The sequence below is a fragment of the Catalinimonas alkaloidigena genome (assembly GCF_029504655.1).
GTDB lineage: Bacteria > Bacteroidota > Bacteroidia > Cytophagales > Cyclobacteriaceae > Catalinimonas > Catalinimonas alkaloidigena.
The window spans coordinates 1,259,317-1,280,122 of sequence record NZ_JAQFIL010000001.1 but is presented as its reverse complement, the minus strand read 5'-3'; the positions used below and the strand labels follow the sequence as shown (position 1 = coordinate 1,280,122).

The window sequence follows — 20,806 nt, the reverse complement described above, 5'->3', positions numbered from 1 at the left end:
TATGAGAAAGTTACAGCATTTCTTTGAAGAACAGGCGTTTGGTGTATGTACTCGCCTGGGCGAAATACTGAGTATTTCAACTTCAAGCATCAGACTATTCTTTATTTATGCCTCATTTCTCACCTTTGGTTCTCCATTGATTATTTATATGGGATTAGCTTTTATCATGAATTTAAGGAGACACCTCAGGAAACAGTATAATCAGATCTGGAACTAAAAATTAAGTTGGCTAAACAATTTTTTCTTTTTCAGATACCTCTCAAAAACCAGTAGTCTGGGGTAAACGATTTCTTTTGTCTCTACTGAATGTAATTTCTTAACTATTGCACGCCTTTTGTTCCAGCGCTTCAAGTTAAGAAGAAAATGCGCATTTGCCAGCATAACTGCTTTCCCATCTTTTATTTTTCCATCCAGAAAAAACTTTAAGGCTGCCACAGTATCCACCATAATTTTAACCGGAATTTTCCACCAAACTCTTGATAATGGTGTATTCTTAAACAACATTCCAGTGCTATTTCTAAAGTTCAGATAAGTCTTCTTAGGATTTGTTACTGGCATCGTCCCTCCGCCCACATGATAAACTGTACTTGCAGGATGGTAAAAAATCTTATATCCAGAGGCGTTTATCCTCCAGCATAAATCAATCTCTTCCATATGAGCATGGAAAATATCGTCAAAACCACCTAACTGTTTATAAACTTCAGTTCTGGCAAAAAAGCAGGCTCCTGTCGCCCAAAAAATCTGTTTGACATCATCGTACTGTCCGTGGTCTTTTTCCAGCGTATCCAATATACGACCTCGGCAAAATGGATAAGCGATAAGATCTATAAACCCACCCGCAGCACCAGCATGCTCAAAAGAGTCTTTCTGATGATAAGCCCTGATCTTTGGCTGACAGGCAGCAATTTTTTCATCTGACTCCATGAACTCTATAATCGGGTTAATCCAGTTTTCTGTAACCTCTACATCTGAGTTCAGGAGTATACTGTACTTATTGCTAATCTGGCTAAGAGCTAAATCATAACCCTTAGCAAAACCATGGTTCTCTTGAAAAGCAATAATTTCTACTTCCGGAAAATGTGCTTTTAAATAGGTAAGTGAATCGTCAGTGGAACCATTATCCGCTACGATAAGCCGGTGCCCCCGGCTGTATTTGATAACTGAGGGTAAAAACTGCTTCAGAAAATGAAGCCCATTATAATTTAATATTATTACTGCCGCCTGTTCCATCAGGCCATATTACCAAAATCAAAGCCCGGTATATTAGGCATAAAACCTTGAGTTGATTTTTTCATTTCTTCTTTGGCTTTAAGATCAACTTCTGCTAATGCTTTGTTGACTGCCGCTACTACCAAATCCTGAATGATCTCTTTGTCTTCTGGCTTTATTATATCATTGTCAATCTCAATATCTATCACTTCTTTTTTACCGTTTACAGTAGCCTTCACCATACCTGCGCCAGCTTCCGCTGTGGCGGTGATCTCCTCCAGCTTTTCCTGTGCTTCTTTCATCTTCTCCTGCACTTCTTTTACCTTCTCCATCATTTTATTCATGTCAAACATAGCTTTGTCGATTTTGTGTAAACTAAGACTTCGCAAATATAGAATTTATTCAACGTAATTTACAGCCTGTTGTTTAGTCAGGGCGCAGCATTGAGCAATGTAAAATTTCCTGATCTGCTGAAAGCGTTTCCCAACTGATCAACCACCTGAAGTACATACATATATGTGCCCTGCGGAGCAAGTCCCCCCTTATATGTTCCATCCCACCCCTCTCCTATGTCCGTGGTTGAAAATAAGAGTTCGCCCCAGCGATTATACACCTGAAATTGTACAGTTTCCAGAAGCTCAGCCTTATAAACAAAAATATCATTCAGCCCGTCTCCATTGGGAGTAAAAGCATTGGGAAAGAATACCCTGGCCTGTCTTGGAAGTGTAACACATACTTCTTCGCTCCGCTCAGACTCGTTTCCACAATCGTTGACATATGTTATTTGATAACAATATTCAATATCTACTGTAAGCTCCTGTGGGTCAGTGTACCTAAGATTTACAGAAGTGCTCTGTAAGAGAGAGTCATACAATTGGCTGCTGCCTCCATCTTCAGCTCTATAAATATAATACTGAACCGCTTCATTTTCTGCCGGCCATTGTAAATCAGCGCCAGTGCCCGCTAGGCTTGCATCCAGATTATCAGGCGCAGGAGGAACAGTGGTTGAAATAGCGGTAATATCTTCTCCTAGAGAAATACTCACTGCTCCGTTTTGTTCAGCTACAATACTATATGTATAATCTTCCTGACACGTGACCTCAGTGTCGGTATATAATGTAGCGTTGATCTCATCAATCTGATTTCCATCCCGAATAACCTGATATTGATCAAACCCATCGCTTTGCCATTCCAGTTGGTTCTGAAGATCTTCTGCTGTGGCTTGTAAAGCTATACTGCAAACCATGTTTGAAAATTGGTTAAGACTTTCATCACAGCGATTTACCGCCACTATACGAAAACAGTAATAGGTATCTCGGGCATTGACATCAGGATCATTCCAGATAAAAGTAGTAGCCTTACCATCCAAATCAAGTGAAGCAAAACTAAAATCACTACTTCCATTTTCAGCTACTTCCAGCCGGTATGACACGTCATTATCAGCAAGTTCAAAAGCCAGTTGAATTTCCTGCTCATTTTCTACCTGTACTCGTGAGAGGGTTGCGATATCCAGGTTTTCAACGGTATTAATCGTTGTATCAGCCAATCCGCAATTAGGAGCCGCATCATCAAAAAGCCCCTCTGCAGCTATGGTATATTCCCCCTGATCATAATATTGGTAGGATATAGATTCCTGATCTGTGGAGACGGTCTGGATGCCCCCGTCGCCAAAATCAAAAAATAATTGGTCATAATAGTCCTCTTCGCTAAAGTCAATAAAAACCGTATTGTTAATACAGTTATATACTTTATACCTGGGTTCTCTGGGTTCCATCACCTCGATAATAATCGTATCAATAGGATCATTGATGTTTCCTATCACCTGCAAAAGTTTGTATGTACCTGGCTCAGTATATTCAAAACTTGCACTTTGAGGAGAGGCGTCGGGATCAACCGTAATGTTGCCCTCATCTCCATCCCAATCAAAGTTCCATACGATAGGCACATCTGGTATAGCAGTAAAAAGGTTGCTGGCAGTGACAGTAAGGGGAGCGCAACCCTGGGTGACATTTACTTCAAAGCGTTCCTTGGTACTTAATGTCTGCCCATAAGCAGTGAATGCCAGGCTACAGCAGCATAGGATTAAGCTTAAGAGTTTACAAATTCGCAATGCAGTGATGGTTGGGCTTCGGTTTGTTATATGAAACGCAGATGATCAACATTCATTGTTTGAGCCTCTCAATGATCTCTTCAATGCTTAAGTTTTCCTGTTCTCCACTTTTAAGATTTTTTAGCCCGTAAGCTTTTTGCTGTATTTCTTCCACACCTACTACGATGGTATAGGGAATTCCCTTCTTATCAGCATAAGCAAACTGCTTCTTGAGTTTTACCCTATCGGGATAAATCTCAGCGCTTATACCTGCTTTACGAACCTGGCTAAGCAAAGCAAGCGCATGTTTTTCGGTCTCCTCATCAAAGCAAATGAATAAGACCTGCGTCGCGGCAAGGTTTTCTTCGGGAAAAAGTCCTAAACCTTCCATTACATCATAAATACGGTCCACCCCAAATGAAATGCCTACACCGGAGACATTGGGCAAGCCAAAAACACCGGTAAGATCATCATAACGTCCTCCTCCGCTGATGCTACTGCTAATCACCGCATGATTGGCTTTTACCTCAAAAATAGCCCCGGTATAGTACGATAAACCTCTGGCCAATGTGATATCAAATTCCAGAGAAGCAGCCTCTGAACCCATCATTTGTACTCTTTCAATGACTTCCTCAATTTCACTTACCCCTTGTAAGCCAGTCTCAGAACCAGCAAGTAAGGTACGTATGCTATCCAGCCGGCTTTGATTACTCCCTTCAACATTGAAAATGGGCATCAGCTTATCTATAGCCTCCTGACCGAAACTTTTCTCTTGCAGTTCGGCGATAACTTTCTCCTGCCCTATTTTATCCAGTTTGTCAATCGCAATCAAAAGGTCACTTTCTTTACCCTGTGCCCCTACTGCTTCTACCAAACCTGCCAGAATTTTACGATTATTGACTTTGATGCTTATGTCTTTGATGCCTAAACGCTCAAAAACCTCTTCAATCATCAGCACAATCTCAGCTTCGCTGGTAAGGGAATCCGTGCCCACTACATCGGCATCGCACTGATAAAATTCACGGTAACGTCCTTTCTGAGGCCGATCAGCCCGCCAAACCGGCTGTATCTGAAAGCGGCGAAAAGGAAAAGTAAGCTGGCTCTGGTTCATCACCACATAACGGGCAAAAGGCACAGTAAGATCATAACGGAGGCCTTTTTCTGCAATTTTGGGAAGTAAACCAGCCGAACCATTATTGTAGTCAGTGGGTTCGGTCTTAGAGAGAAAATCTCCTGAATTCAGAATTTTAAACAGCAATTGATCCCCTTCATCTCCATACTTACCGGTGAGTACGGATAAGTTTTCCATGCTGGGGGTTTCCAGTTGCTGATAGCCGTAGCGACGGTATACTTCACGAATATGATCTAGAATATAGTTACGTTTGGCCATTTCGGCCGGCCCGAAATCCCGGGTACCTTTAGGTATACTTGGTTTTTGTTTACTCATTAATGATTGATGATTTCTCAGGGTCAGGATTAAAATCTTTGAAAGTATCCTGAATGTTTTTATCAGAAGGATTTTTAGGGTTTTCCCATGTAGGGTCTAACTCCAACGTAGTCACATCTTTAAGGCTGATCATTTCTATAATCTTTTTCAAATCCTCATTGAAAGAGCCTTGTCTTCGCGTATTTGACAGCGCGTATTTTCCAGCGAATACATTGCCCTGGGTTTCCAGCGCGTTGAGCTTCTGGGTAATGTAGCTCAGCTTTTCAAATACGCCGCTGGGGTCCTGACCAATCACATTGCTGGCTTCCAGACTGCCAAGCGTCATGGAGGTGGTTCCTCCCACACCGCTCACATATTTTTGGGTATCCTGATTATCAGATAGTACTACCGGAGAAAGTCCGGTGATAGCCCCCAGGGAGGCGGTTGTCACCGCCCGATGTTTCTTGGTTTTTTTGGCCTTCTTGTACTCTTTCTGCAACTCTTTTTGTTTCTCCTTAAGCTGTTCCATCAAATTCCAGATTCTGACGAGGCTGGTACGATACTGGTTATAGAGAAGTCTGTCTTTCTCCTCCAGGTTTTCAGCATCCTCTACCGTTACGCTTACCGAACGCTGCGCTCGCTGATTGGTTTGATCCACCACAAAGAAAGTAATTTCGTAAGTATCTTTCATACCAGGTTCCAAAAAGAAATCGTAGCCCGGACTCCAGATGAATTCCCACTGGGTCATGTCATTTTTGATTAATGAGCTTTTAGGGATTCTGTTGGTCTCAGATACGAAATCAAAGCTCGCAATATCCTGATCCCCATTAGGATCAGAAAGGTAAAATTTGAGATTCAATGCTTCATCTTCACGAATACTAAACGCATCCTCATTAGGCACCATTGAAATTTCTGGTGGATGATCCTGTTGCGTAACAGCTATGCGAATCTTGCCTTTTGTCTGTGCTTTATACGGTTGATCCTCCACAATGTACTCCAACTCCATAGGTTCTTTCTGCAGACGAGTATATTGCCCATAGGAAGGTTTCCAGCTTAATTCTCCCTGTCCTGAAAGTGTCATTCCCTGAGGCATCTGTGCCAAAATAGGCTTGAACACCAGAGGGTCATTGTCAGGGTCAGTGATTGCATTGGCAGTACCTAACTGATATACATTCTGCACATTATACTGCACATAGAATGTCTTCAGGTCCGCAATCTCGGGAGCACGATTGGTATGGTATACCAGCAGGTTCACCTGTTGGCGGTCACTTTCACCGCTACTATTATTTACCTCAAAAATAACCTGAAACGTCTTCGTTTCTTCCAACCTGTCTACTAAATCAAAGGAGGGGGTCCAATAAAAATTCCCCTGCTCGTCAAAGATTATACCCACATCTTCGGAAGACCCCTGAATCATATTGAAAGTATACTGCTTGTCTTTACCTCCACTGGCACTCAGTTGGAAAGTAAGTGTATTGCCTTCGCTAACCACGTTCCAGCTTTTACCCTTCGGTAATACCAACTTAAGTTCAGGCGTTTGTGCCACGGGCTGAGCAGCTTCGGGAGAAGCTGCGACTTCCAGTTTACCGGGGATTTTATCTCCGTACTGTTTATCTTCAAGCATAAACTCCACGGTAAGCGGATTTTTTTGTAAGGAGGTAAATTGCTCTGAAGTTGGTGTCCAGCTAAATATGCCATCATTATTTATTTCCATGCCTTCCGGAGCAGTACTTTCTATGAGTGAAAAACTGTAATCGCTTCCATTAACTGATAGTTCATAGGTGTTTGACTGATCAGGATTGACGTAAAAAGGCTCAATATTAAAAAATGAAGTAATTCTGGCCTGGTTTTTCACCACAAACTCTACTTGTCGGGTAGTCACCTGTCCCCCTTCATTCGTTACCTCAAAGAGAATGGGATAGGTTTTTCTTCTTTCTTCGGGAGTAACCAGATCATAGGCTGGCTGCCAACGGAAAAAACCATCTTCATTAAGCTGAAAGTTGAGAGAAGTTTCACTATTTGCTGAGAACTTATAGTTTCCACTTAACCCTCCACTCGCGTTAAGTTTAAATTCAAGGGTGGTTCCTTCACTGATTTCATTCCACTTCTGTCCATCAGGAAATTCAATCTTTATATTGCCTTCTTCCTGAGCCTGTAGGTTGAATACCGTAAAAAGAAATAGAATTGATAAGACTATATAATGTTTATTCATACCCTAAAAATATTTTACTCAGTGGATTCGTTCCATGTATCTAAAAAGTAAGAAGCTTAAGCTGTGCAATTATTGTACACAAATATGATAAAAAATTCAGCTTGGCACTTACTACTGATTTATTTTCCGATGATCACTCCCGGTGAACGTAGTCTTCTTATCAATATTTTGCAGCAATATTAACTTAAAATAGTATAAACTATAAAGAATCACTACTTAAGCATAAGAAACCATCCTACTTTTAACAGATAGACAAGCCTCAAGCTATTTATTATTTATGGTTTGATGGATAAGAATCAACCTTTTGTTGGTTAAATCTGCACAGATTGATTTGAATAAATAGCTTCATTCCTTTTTTCATTCAGCTTTGTCTGTCTATCTATTTTATAAAATGCGATCACTTGTCCAATAGCTAAAGTGATGATATTTAAACTATTTCGGCGGATGCATTGCTAATTACTTTTATAAATAAATGCGATTTATTAAATTCGCACCTTATTTCGGAATCATAGAAACAATAAGGATATAAAGCCATGGGAGTTACCAGACTTAAAAGAAAAGGACTAAGGAATAAAGCGAATGCCAAAAAGAGGCAGGATAAAATAAAACAGCTTACCAAGCAGCCTCCTATCAAGTCAGTAGATGTAGAGGCAATTAAGGCTGAGTTTGAGAAAAAAGGCGGAAGCAAAAAAGCTGATACTTCTAAAACTAAAGAAGAAGCTGCTGTAAAAAAAGATGCCGCAGAAGATCTGAAAAAAGGAGATACTACCGCCGAGAAAAAAGAGCCAGCTAAAGCTCAGGTAAAAGATACAAAAGAGAAAACAGAGGAGTAAGACCAGGACTCTATCTATTCTGAAGACATTCCAATAAGGGGTGTCTTTTTTTTTATCTTTGCATTTCTATCACCTCCAGATGCTTCACCTTTTGATCATTAATTTCAAATCGGAGCATGGTACGTACTTTTTGGAAGCCTTGCTTACCTATGGCTCCGGGGTTCATACACAACATTCCTCCTCTTTCCTGATCTCTGACTACTTTAAGTATGTGAGAATGTCCACTAACAAATATATCTGCTCGTCTTTCTGAAAGCACTTTTTTTACCCGCCTATTGTATTTTGGAGGGTATCCCCCAATGTGTGTTATCCAAACGGTTATCCCCTCTACTTCAAACCATAGATCTTCAGGAAAAGACTTCCTGACCTCTTCTCCATCTATGTTTCCGTAAACAGCTCTGAGCGGTTTAACTTCTTCCAAAGATTGTGCTACTGAAAAATCTCCTATATCGCCTGCATGCCATATTTCATCAGCTTGTTCGGCATGACTTAAAATTGATGCGTCTATGTAGCTATGTGTATCGGATAGCAATAGTATTTTCATTTTTTATGATTAATTCATCATTAATTTTATAGCCTTTATGGAACTGCTATTTCGCATAAGTATTCTATGAATACTTATTGTAAATGCAAAGTTTGGGCTGTAGCTTCACCTCCAAACTGAAGTATTTTTATGAAGCACTTGAGACAGAAGTCACCCGTACAGCAAGTGTTTATCCTGGTCTTTATTACCATGATTTTTTATCGGTTGATGACCAGTTTGCCCTTCATCCCTGAACTGGTGATGGGCTTTCCTTTCACCAAAATCATGAAAATCGTTTGTGGCCTGGCTTTCAGTCTGGGCGTCCTGCTTGTTTATTTACTACACAAAAAAGCCGACCATGGAACTGGACATTGAGTTTTTATCACGCCTACAGTTTGCCTTTACTATCATGTTTCATTACATCTTCCCCCCCTTCAGCATTGGGATGGGGCTGCTACTGGTCATCTACGAGACGCTTTACTATGTGACCCGTAAAAAAATCTACGAGTCTATTACCCGATTCTGGATAAAAATATTCGCGGCCAACTTTTCCATAGGGGTAGCTACCGGTATTGTTATGGAATTTGAGTTTGGAACCAACTGGGCTACTTATTCCAGATTTGTGGGCGATATTTTTGGTTCCCCTCTGGCAGCGGAAGGCATTTTTGCCTTTTTTCTGGAATCCGGATTTCTGGCGATCCTGCTGTTTGGCTGGAACCGGGTAAAACCGGGTATGCATCTTTTTGCCACCTGTATGGTAGCCTTTGGCTCAATGATGTCGGCCTTTTGGATTGTGGTGGCCAACTCATGGCAGCAAACTCCTGTCGCCTACGAACTTGCCGTTACTGCAGATGGTTACACCCGGGCAGTCATCACCGATTTTTGGGGAGTAGTCTTCAACCCTTCTTCTATGGTGCGTTTTTTTCATGTAATCGTAGGGTCCTGGATACAGGGCGCTTTTCTGATCATGAGTGTCGCGGCCTATTTTATTATCAAAAAGCGGGATCTGGAGTTTGCCTACCGTTCTTTCTCTTTGGCTCTGATTGTGGCAGCCACCGCTGCGCTTATTCAACCGGCAATCGGGCATTATCATGCACAGGTAGTGGGAGAATATCAACCCGCCAAGCTTGCTGCTTTTGAGGGATTGTACGAGACACAAAAAGCTGCCCCACTTTCCATTATTGGCTGGACGGATCCGGAAGAGCAGGCAACCTATGGTATAGAAATTCCAGGGCTGCTCAGCTTCCTATTGTATGGGGACTTTGAAGCTGAAGTGAAAGGACTAGACCAAATTAAAAAGGAAGACTGGCCTCCGGTAGCTCAGGTGTTCCAGACCTATCACCTAATGGTAGCTTTGGGCATGTTTTTTATTCTTTTGACCCTGCTGAGTCTTTTCCTCCTCTTCAGAAAAAAACTCTTTGATAAAACCTGGCTCATGAAATTATATGTCCCTCTCGTAGTGCTGCCTGTCATTGCCAATCAAGCCGGCTGGGTGTCAGCAGAAAGAGGAAGGCAGCCCTGGATTGTACAAGATTTGCTGAGAACATCTGACGGCTTATCCAAATCCGTCACTGCTCCTGAAGTGTTAATCTCATTGATTCTGTTTTTCATCGTCTATACCCTGCTCTTCTTTGTCTGGCTGTATGTACTGGACAGGGAAATAAAGCATGGGCCGGAAGATCACGTTCACGGACCTGAAACCTATCATCACCGTGAAGAACGCATTGATCCTTTGTCGAAACTGATAAAATAAGCGCATAAAACTATGGATTTTAATGTAATCTGGTACATTCTTATTGGTCTTTTACTGGTAGGCTACGCTATTCTGGATGGCTTTGATCTTGGTGTAGGGATACTCCATCTGTTCAGCAAAGGTGACCATAACCGCCGTATTATGCTTAATTCTATCGGACCGGTCTGGGATGGCAACGAGGTGTGGCTGATTACCGCAGGGGGAGCTTTATTCGCAGCTTTTCCTGAGGTGTATGCTACCGCTTTTTCAGGGTTTTATCTTCCCTTTATGCTGTTACTCATCGCACTAATTTTCAGAGCAGTATCCATTGAGTTTCGTAGTAAAGAGCCCAGTAAAAGGTGGCGCAGCACCTGGGATACCAGCTTTGGCATGGCTTCCATGATCGCGGCCATACTATTTGGTATTGCCATTGGCAATGTCGTGATGGGTTTCGCAATAGGCTCAGACAAAGTTTATCAGGGTACTTTTTTTGACCTAATCACGCCTTACACCATTTTGACCGGGTTCTTCAATTTGTCAATGTTTACTATGCATGGAGCTATCTATTTGAATTTAAAAACTGAAGGCGCCCTTCAAAACCAGGTAAAAGGATGGATAAGAAGTAGCTATATCATTTTTGTGATCATGTTTGCCATTACTACCGCCGCCACGCTTTACTTAAGACCAGAAATGGTCGCTAATTTTTCCTTTGGTCTGATAGAGCTGCCAGGAGCTTATCATGCATTAGTAGCTGAGCATCATACTTTAATCTCTATCCTGGCCTGGTTTATCGTATTGCTTAATTTGTTGTCTATTGCGAACATTCCTCGTACGCTAGCGAAAGATAAACCCATGCAGACATTCATTTCATCAGCTTGTACCATGGGTGCCATTATAGGACTTTTCGCCCTGGGCATTTTTCCCAATATGATGATTTCCAGCCTATCGCCTGAATTTAATCTGGATATTTACAATGGTGCCTCCTCCGGATATACTCTGCGCACCATGTTTTTTGTAGCAATCTGGGGTCTACCTTTTGTTCTGGGCTATACTTCATTGATCTACTGGACGTATCGGGGAAAGACCAAGCTTAATGAAAGCAGTTATTAAGCCTGCTCTCTTTCTTTTTTCTTCTTCCAGTAGCGCATAAGCCCTGCTACGCTCATGTAGGAAGGGTTAGCAGCTTCGTATTGCCGGATGGCTTTTTCTCCTACCCCCATCTCACTCAGCTGGTTGGCCACAAATGCTTTAAACTCGGGCACAGTTTCTTCAGCATTTTTTCCCAATTCCATTTTCGTTTTGATCCAGTTACTCCACTCAATCAACCTTTTTTCCAGCTCGTCCAGATGCCAGCTGATATCTTCTATTTTTCCAAAGTGGGTCAAGTACAAGGCTTGGGGGCTAAGTGTTCGGATGGTTCTGATAGAATCCAGCCAGTCTTCTACATTGATATCGGGAGGAGGACAAGGAGGCTCTACTACCTGATCTTCAGGATTTACCCGAACACCGGCTACATCACCGGTAAAAATGATATCATCTAGCTGCCAGGCAATATGGTGTACCGCGTGGCCGGGGGTATGCCAGGCTTTGATTTTAGTATTTCCTATGGTAACCTCGGATTCATGCTCCACAGCTGTGAGCTGATCTTCAGGAATAGGCTGCATATCACCCCAGAGTCTTTCCATATCGTTCTTGTAAATTTGCTTAGCTGAATTCCACAGCTTTTCAGGATTAGCCAGATGTTTTTCTCCGAACGGATGGACATAAATTTTTGCCCCCTGCTTAGCAAATGCCCAGGCAGCACCAGCATGGTCAAAGTGTATGTGGGTGAGAAATACATGTTTGATGTCAGTGGGGGCATGACCAGCATTTTTGACCTGTTCTACCAAATGCGGGAAAGTACTATAGGGGCCGGTTTCAAAAAGGATTGGTCCTTCGGAAGTCTCCACAAGGAAAGATGCAATGGCTCTGTTGATGCCTAAAAAGTTAAGATCTAATATTTTGATCATGGAAAAATAGGTTAATCTCTAAAAGTACAGAATTTATGACTTTCAGGCCTTATTCACAAGCGATCAGATGTATCCGGAGATTTTGTAGGCCAGCATTCCCGTTAGTTCACGTATTACGACTTCCCAGCTTCCAATAGCTGTAGAGGTAGGGATGAACAGCTCGTCAGGCGTAAACTCAAATTCATTGCCACGCATGTCTACGCTATAAGTATCCACTTCCAACCCCACTTTTTCAAAACAAGCTTTGGCTCTCCGCATATGAAAAGCAGAAGTGATCAGAAGAAATCGTTCCGGTTTATAATTCTCATTTAAAATTTTTGCACTGAACAAGGCATTCTCGCGTGTATTTCTTGAGGAAGCTTCTATCATGATATCTTTTTCCGGCACTTTGCTGAGCAGTAGAATTTTCTTAAGCAGCTCTGCCTCAGGAATATCATCTTTCAGAATTTTCCCTGACCCGCCGCTGATTAATATCTTATCAATTTTTCCTTCACGGTATAAATGAATAGCATGCAGAATTCTGTCAGCAGCACCACTTACATGCACTCTGTCACGAGGATCTTTATCTGAAGTAATTCCTCCTAAAACGATTCCTACTTGGTAGGCAGGGAGTTCATTGAGGGGTGTAGGAGGTATTTCCCACCAGCGTACCAAGGCATTGCCGATCATGTAGTTTGTAAATAGCAGTAACAATATAAGCCCGGTCAACAAAAAAAGCCGGCGGTATTTTTTATAAAACCAGCTTAACAAAAACGCCAGCACAATCAATGTAACCGGCATGATCAGAAAATACAAAGTTTTGGAAAGGATGAAAAACATGTGGCAAAGACTAGACTGTCAGCGAAAGAAAAGCCAAAGAATAAGAAAAACCAGTACAAATACAACGATGGCTATGATGTCTTTGTGGAGTTTAAGTTTCATTTTAGAGTTGCGATGATTCCTATGGTTATTGTGCTTTGGGTCTGAGTGTATTTGTTATCGCTTTACTTTTTACTAAATCATACCAACACAAGGGTGAACTATAACATTCCCCATCATATTTTTCCTTCAAACACCATTTCATTGCCAGCTATATCTTCCACCACAAGCTTGTAATCTCCTGAAAGATCCGCTCTTTGGTCATCAGAATCAGTCCAGATTACATCCCATTTGTAATCATAGCGCATCAAAACCCACTTACCGTCAACATACATATTGTAGCTTTTGATACCTGACATCTGGTCTTCAATCTTGAATTTTAGCTGCTTGGCACTCACATTGATAGGCGTAATTACCGGAGAGATCGTATCAGTAGCCAGCACATAATCTCCGAACGAACGGGTATTGAATGAGATGGTGTTACCATTCCACTCACCTCCTTCGTAACTTAAATCACCTGAATTAGAGATACGATACACGTTCATTTTATCTCTAGGGCCGGGGGGTAGCATTTTAGGCTTCAGTTTGATATTGATACTACCTTTAAGGGGAGTATTATCTTCATGAATGGTAAATATCTCGCGGTCAGCATCTACTTTATAGTCAGTAGTCAGGTATAAAGTATCAAAAAGAGCGGATTTGGAAAAGTAGATATCCATCTCAGGCTGATAGAAGCTGAAAGCATTATAGGCCGGCACTTTCATTTTAATTGGAAGCTTCTCTTGACTTCCACACAGATCCACTGAATCCGGGGTGCCACGTCTCAAGTCCCAAAGGTAAATGGCCATATCATTTACTACATAAGCAGGAGGCTCTTCATAATCCATACGGTTAGCGAAGAACTTAGCCAGTTTTCTCTCATACATTCCTTCGGGGTCCTTTTCTACCGGTACATAGAGTTGTAAGGTGTTTCCCCGGACATGGTAGTTTTTATTGTTATAAGGCTTGCTGAAATAACGAATCTTAAAGTTGCTTTCCGGCTCAGGCTGTGCACCTTTCAAAGACAAACGTAAGCTGCTACTGTTCCCATAGTGATCGGTCAATTTCACATCTACCTGATGCTGTTCATTATCTTTGATAATAAGCTTTCCCTGGTTGCGCGAGGTTTTATAGAGCGGTAAGGTATTACCATCTGCTACATATAACCTGAAGAAAGTACGGTCCTGACGATAGCGCTCTTCGTAATTCGTAAAAACATGAATATTCTTAGTCTGTGAGAAAGACATTTTATCAGTGAGGTAACTAAACTGAGGCTCTCCATCAAAAGTCATTGCGGCAGCCGTTACTCCATATACATTACGCACGCCATCGGCCCGGTCAAAAGCAGCGATTTCTACGCCTATCTTACCATGTACTTTGATGTTTTCACTCACTTCATAGCGATTTCCGTTACTGCGAACCGGAAATTCAAATCTGCCAAACTGACCATTAATACGAGCGTCTTTATCCAGAGTCACTAATGCTACTTTGCGCACATATGGAGCAATATTGTCTACAATCTCACTAAAGTTATATTGTAAAGGGTCCATAGGAACCTGATTGGCATCTCTGATCTCAAAGTGTAGGTGTGGTCCGCCGGAGGAGCCGGAGTTGCCGGCTTTACCAATTACCTCTCCTCTCTTTACCTGAAGGTCAGCTTTGTCAGGAAAAAGCTCTATGTCAAAAGTTTTGTTTCTGTACTGCGCCTCACGGACATACTCTGCTATCCTGTCGTTAAACTGATCCAGGTGAGCGTAGACTGTCGTTGTACCGTTGGGATGCTGAAGATAAAGCGCATTACCGTACCCCCCCCATGAAATTTTTATCCTGCTGATATAACCTTGTGCTGCGGCATGCACCGGAGCACCCACCACTCCTCCAACCTTAATATCCAGCCCCGCATGCATATGAGAGCTCCTGAGCTCGCAAAAATTACCCGAGAGATAATTTCGCTGCCCCGGGTTGATAGGAAAGATATAATAATCCTCTGCAGGCTCCCCTTCAGGTTTTAGAGAGGTAAATATGGTTGAAACTAAAAGTAACGATAGCAGTAAAGTAATTCTATTTGATTTCACACTCCAACATTTTTTTGTCTTCTATATAAGCCGTTAAGACCTCCCCTTTCTCAATAGCACCGACTCCCTTGGGAGTTCCGGTAAAGATGATATCACCCTTTTTTAAGGTAAAATACTTTGACAGATAGCTTACCAGGAAGTCAAACTTAAACAACATCATACTTGTATTCCCCTGCTGTCTTATTTGCTCATCTACCTTCAGGCTGAAATTGAGATCTCCCAGGTCAAACTGATCTTTGGGCACAAATTCTGAGATTGGCGCAGAACCGTTAAAGCCTTTAGCCAGCAACCAGGGAAGGCCTTTTTCTTTGGCTTTCTGTTGCAAATCCCGAGCCGTAAAGTCAATGCCTATACCTATTTCTTCGTAATATTTGTGCGCAAATTTCTCCTGTATGTACTTTCCCTCTTTTGCAATTTTTAGCAAAATTTCTACTTCAAAATGTATATCATTAGTAAAGTCAGGATAATAAAAAGGGTCATTGTTTTTAAGCAAAGCAGTATCCGGCTTCATAAAGACTACCGGCTCTCCAGAGCTTTCATTATTTAATTCTTTTATGTGTTCGGCATAATTACGGCCGATGGCTAATATTTTCATAGGTGAAGGTTGAGTAAAATCGCTAAGGCTTAAATTAATGAAGCGTATGGTTTATTTGCAAGTAAGTACATCGGTGATACAATCATATTATTGACAAAAATCAAATTAAATCAAAAAATTCTTTGCTGTCTTGGTCATTGTTTGACAATCTCTTTACTTTCTAACGAGCATGTTACTTGTATAACAAAGTAGAAAATATTTGATTTCTCTAAGGAGATGTCTAATATGCGAAAAATCAAGATTTAAGCATGAGCAAACATACATACGACTTTGGCGTGATAGGAAACTGTGCTTTTTTGGCACTGGTTCATAAGAATACGAATGTAAACTGGCTTTGCTGGCCCCGCTTTGATAGCAGCTTTGTTTTTGGAGGACTTCTTGATGACGAAAAGGGGGGTGAATTTAGTATTCTACCTTCTTCCGATACATATAAATCACACCAGTACTATATAGAAAACACCAATGTCTTATGTACTGAGATAGAAAATGAAGATGGTAAGTACAGGGTCACTGACTTTGCCCCCCGTTTCTTTCAGTATGATCGGTATTTTAAGCCTCTGATGCTGGTCCGTAAGATAGAGCCCCTTTCAGGTACTCCCAGGGTCAAGGTGAAATGTGAGCCTGTGGGTGAGTATGGTGGCTTGAAGCCTTCTATGAATCAGGCTAGCAACCACATCAAATTTCTGGGCCTTAAAAGTGAGATCAGGCTAACTACCAATATCTCATTGACTTACATCATGGAAGATCAGCACTTTGTGCTGAATGATACCCGCTATCTGGTGCTCACTTATGGTGCCCCTCTGGAGGCTCCGGTAGAAAGTACTTCCGAGATATTTCAACAGAAGACTGTCAACTACTGGCAGCACTGGGTAAAAAGTACCAGTATCAGCGACTTTTATCAGCAACAGGTAATCCGCTCTGCTTTGGTGTTGAAGATTCACCAGTTTGAGGATACCGGAGGCATTATTGCTTCTACTACCACCAGCTTACCCGAAGCACCGGGCAGTGGTCGAAACTGGGATTACCGTTATTGCTGGCTCCGCGATACTTATTATACCCTTACGGCTTTTAATCATATCGGTCACTTTGAAGAACTGGAAAAGTACTTTTACTATATCGCTAATATTTCTGCCAGCCAGAAAAGCCGGTATCAGCCGCTCTACTCCATCAGTGGAAGTGACTTGCTGGTTGAAAAGATTATGGACCTGAAAGGATATCTGGGAAACCAGCCGGTAAGGGTAGGAAATCAGGCGTATGAGCACATTCAGAACGATGTGTACGGGCAGGTATTATTATCCTTATTACCCCTGTATGTCGACCACCGCTTTATCAATGATGAGCGGACAGGCTCACAAAACCTGGTGTATGATGTACTTCACAAAATAGAGGAAGTGATGTATGAACCGGACGCCGGTCTCTGGGAATTCCGCGACCTGAGTCAGTACCATTGCTATACTTATCTTTTCCACTGGGCTGGCAGTTCCGCTGCATTAAAGATTGCTAAAAGACTCAAAGACAAAAAACTGGAACAGAAAGCAACTCAGCTAAAACAGGCTGCCGTTGATAAAATAGAGGAATGCTATGATCCTAACCGAACTGTATACACTCAGGCAGTAGGCACCAAAAACCTGGATGCCAGCACTTTACAGCTTATCATGATGAACTACCTGGATGGCAATTCAGACAAAGCAAAGAACCATCTAAAGAGTCTGGAAAAAGAATTGAAGTCTGAAGATGGTCTCTTCTATCGCTATCTGCACATGGATGATTTTGGTATGCCTGAAACGACATTTCTGATTTGTGCTTTCTGGTATGTAGAAGCGCTAGCCTGTGTAGGGCGTGTGGATGAAGCTGCCCGCACTTTTGAAAATATCATGGGCTACAGTAATCACCTGGGCCTTTTCAGTGAAGATGTTGATGCCGCGACTGGCAGCCAGTGGGGTAATTTCCCTCAGGCTTACAGTCATGTAGGTTTGGTAAACGCAGCATTCCGTATTGCCACCAAACTAGATGCTCCTGATTTTCTGGAGTAAGGATGAAAGAACAGTAGCTCAGAAATAGATAAAGCCGGAAGTTGACTTCCGGCTTGTTATTTTTTGTTAGTATGCCAATAAAGCTTTCAACAAATCCCTCACATCTTTAAAAGTGTTGACACTAAAACGGGCGGCTGATGTTTTACTTCCTACTTTGATCGTATAAGCATCCTTAGGCATAGCCTTGAATGTATCTTCATCGGTAAAATCATCGCCAATAGCAACTACAAAGTCGTGCTTGTATTGGTTGAGAAACTGCAAAGCGGTACGCCCCTTGTTCACTTCCCTGTCTTTGATCTCCACCACCATATCCCCTTCCAGTACCTGTAAATTGCTGTTGGAAGACAAATATTTCAGATGGCTGGTCAGTTCGCGGGTACGTAACTCTCCCAGACCTGTTTCCACTTTACGGTAGTGCCATACCAATGAATAGTCTTTTTCTTCAATGAATGAGCCGGGCGTACGGTTAACATAAAGCTCCAGTACAGGAAATATTTCTTTCTTCCACTCATTTTTCATGGCGGTAATCGTACGCCAATCCTTAGCATGTTCCCGCATCCAGACTCCATGTTCAGCGATGATGTCTACCTGTTGGTCTCCCAACCATTCCTGTAGGGTATCCTTATCCCTGCCACTGATGATGACTACCTTGTTCTTCTCTTCCTCGGTGAGCTTTTTGATAATTCCTCTGAGTTCATCATCAGGCTTGGCATCTTTGGGATCGGGATGGAAGCCGGTAAGAGTACCATCATAGTCAAGAAAGATGAGCCGGTGATCCGCTTTGGAGAATACGTTCAGCATCTTTTCCATAGAGAGCTCATCAAGCTTTCTTGTCTGCATGCCTCCCTGCGCTTTCTTGATATTGGTCAGGCTGGTCATAAACAGATCTACCCAATGAGAAATATTATAACGCTTCAGAGAGTTCTGCATATTGGTGTTGTGCAGAATTTGCTCAGATTCAGGCATAGTAAGCGCCCGATGCAGGGCTTCTACCAGCTGATCCATATCATTGGGATTGATCAAAATGGCATCAGAAAGCTCTTTGGAAGCTCCGCACATCTCACTCAGAATTAATACGCCCTTCTTATTGATTTTACTGGCGATAAACTCTTTGCACACCAGGTTCATGCCATCACGCATAGGGGTAACCAGCGCTACATCGGCCATGCGGTAAAAAGCGGAAAGCTCTTCCAGAGGGAAAGAACGGTAGAAAAAGTGCACTGGCGTCCAGTTGATTTTACCATAGCGACCGTTGATACGTCCTACCAATCTATCTACCTCTTCTTTCAGTTCTTTGTATTTACCTACCTGATCTCGGGATGGTACTACGACCATAATCAGAGAGATTTTGTCCCGGTATTGCGGGTAGCGTTCAAAAAATAGCTCAAAAGCTTTCAGCCGCTGGGGAATTCCTTTGGAATAATCCAGTCTATCAATAGAAAGTATCAGTTTCTGATCGCCCAGGGAAATACGGTAATGTACTTCACGTTCCAGGGCTTCAGGTGAAGCCGCTGCCTCCGCGTATTTGTCATAGTCTATTCCCATGGGAAAAGAGTCTACCATCACCGAGCGATTGCCTACCATTACCTGACCCTGCGTATTACTCAAGCCTGCCAGTCGGCTCACCGAACTCAGGAAGTGACGCATGTCATCATACGTATGAAAACCAATCAGGTCAGAGCCCAGCACCCCGTTGAGCAACTCTTTACGCCAGGGTAAGAGGCGAAAGATTTCATAAGAAGGAAATGGGATATGCAGGAAAAAGCCGATGCTTGCCTGAGGAAAACGCTCCCTCAGCATGCCAGGCACCAGCATCAACTGATAATCGTGTATCCAAAGTGTATCGTCAGGGTCACATTTTTTTGCTATCTCTTCAGCAAATTTACGGTTTACCCGCTTGTATGCTTCCCATAGCTTGGGATCATAGATAGCGTACTGTATAAAGTAATGGAAATTCGGCCAGAGGGTTTCATTACTAAAACCTTCATAAAAATCCTTGATGTCATCTTCGGTAAGAAAAACCGGAATCATGCTTTCCTTGGCGATAGCATCAGTGATTTCAGCTTTTTCATCCTTGCGGGAAGAGACCAGTCCCGGCCATCCAATCCAGAGGTTATTACCCTCTTTGTAAATAGACCCCAGGCCAGTGGCCAGGCCTCCGGCACTTGTATGATATTCTAGCTGTCTTTTTTCATTTCGCTGTATTTTGATCGGCAGGCGATTAGATACAATAATGGTTTTAGCCATGTGTTACAGGTTGTTTGGTGTGGTGTATTTGTGATTTTCTCTATCAAAGTAGTAATGATTAGAATCAACTAAAAGCAAAAAGACAAGGAATACTAAATTAATACAATGGCCTTATCGCTTGTATTTAAAACTCTTCAACCTGATTTCTGTTAATTTTCTTTTTGTATCCAGAGGAAAATCACCGCGCATCATCCAGTCATAATAGGCTGGCTCTGACTGTAATACATCTAAAATAGGGCGGTTTTTAAATTTTCCGAAATTAAACACTTCCACCCCCTGATCATTAAAAACAAAGCGCCCGGCAAGATCAACCATTTTGGTACTGGAAATATTGTGGAGAGAGTTTACATCACCTTTAATAGTACCCAGCGGATTACCCTTGGTATCTACGACCTGCCTGTCCTGGTACTTTTCCACCTGAGCAAATAAGACCTCCATACATGCACGGGTATCGGCCTCAGCACTATGCGCATCTTCCAGTGACTTCTTACAATAAAACTCATAGGCAGCGGATAGCGTCCTCTTTTCCATCAGGTGAAAAATTTTCTGAGAATCTACCAGTTTCCTGTTGCTGATGTCAAAGTCAATATTCTCTCTGAGAAACTCTTCTACCAGCATGGGCACGTCAAAACGAATGATATTAAAACCTGACAGATCGCAGCCTTCCAAAAATTTATGCAGCTCTTTGGCAATTGCTTTGAATGGAGGAAGGTCTTTAACATCCTTATCGTATATGCCATGTATTAGGCTGGACTCCTCAGGAATAGGAATCTGAGGATTTACGCGTAAATTCTTTTCTTCATGCTCCCCATTGGGTTTCATCTTGATGATGTGTATTTCAATGATCCTGTCGTTGGATACATTGGTCCCGGTAGTTTCAAGGTCAAAAAATGCGAGAGGGTTCTTCAGCTTAAGGTTCATGTTCA

19 protein-coding genes are annotated in these 20,806 nt (G+C 42.2%); 7 read left to right on the top strand and 12 right to left on the bottom strand.

Annotated features, from left to right (window positions below):
* The first annotated feature begins 1 nt into the window (after nucleotide 1).
* Nucleotides 2-217 carry a PspC domain-containing protein gene (locus OKW21_RS05405; protein WP_277478032.1) on the top strand — a complete coding sequence of 72 codons (216 nt, stop codon included), beginning with the start codon at nucleotides 2-4 and terminating at the stop codon, nucleotides 215-217.
* On the opposite strand, the gene OKW21_RS05400 is transcribed toward OKW21_RS05405, so the two are convergent.
* The 5 genes from OKW21_RS05400 to OKW21_RS05380 form a co-directional block, all read right to left on the bottom strand.
* The gene (locus OKW21_RS05400) at nucleotides 214-1,230 is read right to left on the bottom strand and encodes a glycosyltransferase family 2 protein (protein ID WP_277478030.1); all 1,017 of its coding nucleotides are present in this window, start codon (nucleotides 1,228-1,230) and stop codon (nucleotides 214-216) included. The two genes, OKW21_RS05405 and OKW21_RS05400, sit on opposite strands and share 4 nt — an antisense overlap.
* Nucleotides 1,230-1,562 (bottom strand): YbaB/EbfC family nucleoid-associated protein, encoded by a 333-nt coding sequence (locus OKW21_RS05395; protein WP_277478026.1) that lies wholly within the window; start codon nucleotides 1,560-1,562, stop codon nucleotides 1,230-1,232. Before OKW21_RS05395 ends, OKW21_RS05400 begins: the two co-directional genes overlap by 1 nt.
* A 77-nt stretch (nucleotides 1,563-1,639) precedes the next feature.
* On the bottom strand, nucleotides 1,640-3,319 hold the full coding sequence (locus OKW21_RS05390; RefSeq protein WP_277478024.1) for a T9SS type B sorting domain-containing protein: 1,680 nt from the start codon (nucleotides 3,317-3,319) through the stop codon (nucleotides 1,640-1,642).
* Between the two features lie 52 nt (nucleotides 3,320-3,371).
* Nucleotides 3,372-4,745: a histidine--tRNA ligase gene (gene hisS, locus OKW21_RS05385; protein ID WP_277478022.1), complete on the bottom strand. Its 1,374-nt coding sequence runs from the start codon at nucleotides 4,743-4,745 to the stop codon at nucleotides 3,372-3,374.
* On the bottom strand, nucleotides 4,738-6,936 hold the full coding sequence (locus OKW21_RS05380) for a hypothetical protein (RefSeq protein WP_277478019.1): 2,199 nt from the start codon (nucleotides 6,934-6,936) through the stop codon (nucleotides 4,738-4,740). The genes hisS and OKW21_RS05380 overlap by 8 nt, the downstream gene beginning before the upstream one ends.
* A gap of 533 nt (nucleotides 6,937-7,469) precedes the next feature.
* Here OKW21_RS05380 and OKW21_RS05375 point away from each other — a divergent pair.
* Nucleotides 7,470-7,769 carry a hypothetical protein gene (locus OKW21_RS05375; protein ID WP_277487848.1) on the top strand — a complete coding sequence of 100 codons (300 nt, stop codon included), beginning with the start codon at nucleotides 7,470-7,472 and terminating at the stop codon, nucleotides 7,767-7,769.
* Nucleotides 7,770-7,821: 52 nt separating this feature from the next.
* Here the strand turns inward: OKW21_RS05375 and OKW21_RS05370 are convergent, their stop codons facing one another.
* Nucleotides 7,822-8,313 carry a metallophosphoesterase family protein gene (locus OKW21_RS05370; RefSeq protein ID WP_277478018.1) on the bottom strand — a complete coding sequence of 164 codons (492 nt, stop codon included), beginning with the start codon at nucleotides 8,311-8,313 and terminating at the stop codon, nucleotides 7,822-7,824.
* 129 nt (nucleotides 8,314-8,442) lie between these two features.
* Between OKW21_RS05370 and OKW21_RS05365 the strand changes: the two genes are divergently transcribed.
* The 3 genes from OKW21_RS05365 to cydB are packed head-to-tail and all read left to right on the top strand — an operon-like array spanning nucleotide 8,443 to nucleotide 11,134.
* Nucleotides 8,443-8,667: a hypothetical protein gene (locus tag OKW21_RS05365; RefSeq protein ID WP_277478016.1), complete on the top strand. Its 225-nt coding sequence runs from the start codon at nucleotides 8,443-8,445 to the stop codon at nucleotides 8,665-8,667.
* Nucleotides 8,651-10,045, top strand: a complete 1,395-nt coding sequence (locus OKW21_RS05360; protein WP_277478014.1) for a cytochrome ubiquinol oxidase subunit I — start codon at nucleotides 8,651-8,653, stop codon at nucleotides 10,043-10,045. The genes OKW21_RS05365 and OKW21_RS05360 overlap by 17 nt, the downstream gene beginning before the upstream one ends.
* A gap of 12 nt (nucleotides 10,046-10,057) precedes the next feature.
* The gene (cydB, locus tag OKW21_RS05355) at nucleotides 10,058-11,134 is read left to right on the top strand and encodes a cytochrome d ubiquinol oxidase subunit II (protein WP_277478012.1); all 1,077 of its coding nucleotides are present in this window, start codon (nucleotides 10,058-10,060) and stop codon (nucleotides 11,132-11,134) included.
* Here cydB and OKW21_RS05350 read toward each other — a convergent pair.
* Together OKW21_RS05350 and OKW21_RS05345 are read right to left on the bottom strand one after the other, a co-directional pair.
* Complete coding sequence (locus OKW21_RS05350; protein ID WP_277478010.1) at nucleotides 11,131-12,033, bottom strand: MBL fold metallo-hydrolase; 903 nt, start codon at nucleotides 12,031-12,033, stop codon at nucleotides 11,131-11,133. The genes cydB and OKW21_RS05350 overlap by 4 nt on opposite strands.
* A 63-nt stretch (nucleotides 12,034-12,096) precedes the next feature.
* The gene (locus OKW21_RS05345; protein WP_277478008.1) at nucleotides 12,097-12,852 is read right to left on the bottom strand and encodes a YdcF family protein; all 756 of its coding nucleotides are present in this window, start codon (nucleotides 12,850-12,852) and stop codon (nucleotides 12,097-12,099) included.
* On the opposite strand from OKW21_RS05345, the gene OKW21_RS05340 reads away from it, so the two are divergent.
* Nucleotides 12,853-12,999 carry a hypothetical protein gene (locus tag OKW21_RS05340; protein ID WP_277478006.1) on the top strand — a complete coding sequence of 49 codons (147 nt, stop codon included), beginning with the start codon at nucleotides 12,853-12,855 and terminating at the stop codon, nucleotides 12,997-12,999. It begins immediately after the preceding gene.
* Between the two features lie 68 nt (nucleotides 13,000-13,067).
* Here OKW21_RS05340 and OKW21_RS05335 read toward each other — a convergent pair whose 3' ends face one another.
* A complete protein-coding gene (locus OKW21_RS05335; protein WP_277478004.1) occupies nucleotides 13,068-15,005 on the bottom strand; it encodes a M23 family metallopeptidase in 1,938 nt (645 codons plus the stop codon).
* Nucleotides 14,992-15,600: a fumarylacetoacetate hydrolase family protein gene (locus OKW21_RS05330; RefSeq protein ID WP_277478002.1), complete on the bottom strand. Its 609-nt coding sequence runs from the start codon at nucleotides 15,598-15,600 to the stop codon at nucleotides 14,992-14,994. The genes OKW21_RS05335 and OKW21_RS05330 overlap by 14 nt, the downstream gene beginning before the upstream one ends.
* Nucleotides 15,601-15,848: 248 nt before the next feature.
* Between OKW21_RS05330 and OKW21_RS05325 the strand changes: the two genes are divergently transcribed.
* Nucleotides 15,849-17,633, top strand: a complete 1,785-nt coding sequence (locus tag OKW21_RS05325; protein WP_277478000.1) for a glycoside hydrolase family 15 protein — start codon at nucleotides 15,849-15,851, stop codon at nucleotides 17,631-17,633.
* A gap of 66 nt (nucleotides 17,634-17,699) precedes the next feature.
* Here OKW21_RS05325 and OKW21_RS05320 read toward each other — a convergent pair whose 3' ends face one another.
* Together OKW21_RS05320 and OKW21_RS05315 are read right to left on the bottom strand one after the other, a co-directional pair.
* Nucleotides 17,700-19,880 (bottom strand): bifunctional alpha,alpha-trehalose-phosphate synthase (UDP-forming)/trehalose-phosphatase, encoded by a 2,181-nt coding sequence (locus OKW21_RS05320; protein WP_277477998.1) that lies wholly within the window; start codon nucleotides 19,878-19,880, stop codon nucleotides 17,700-17,702.
* 111 nt (nucleotides 19,881-19,991) lie between these two features.
* Nucleotides 19,992-20,801 (bottom strand): 3'-5' exonuclease, encoded by an 810-nt coding sequence (locus OKW21_RS05315; RefSeq protein ID WP_277477997.1) that lies wholly within the window; start codon nucleotides 20,799-20,801, stop codon nucleotides 19,992-19,994.
* Nucleotides 20,802-20,806: the final 5 nt, after the last annotated feature.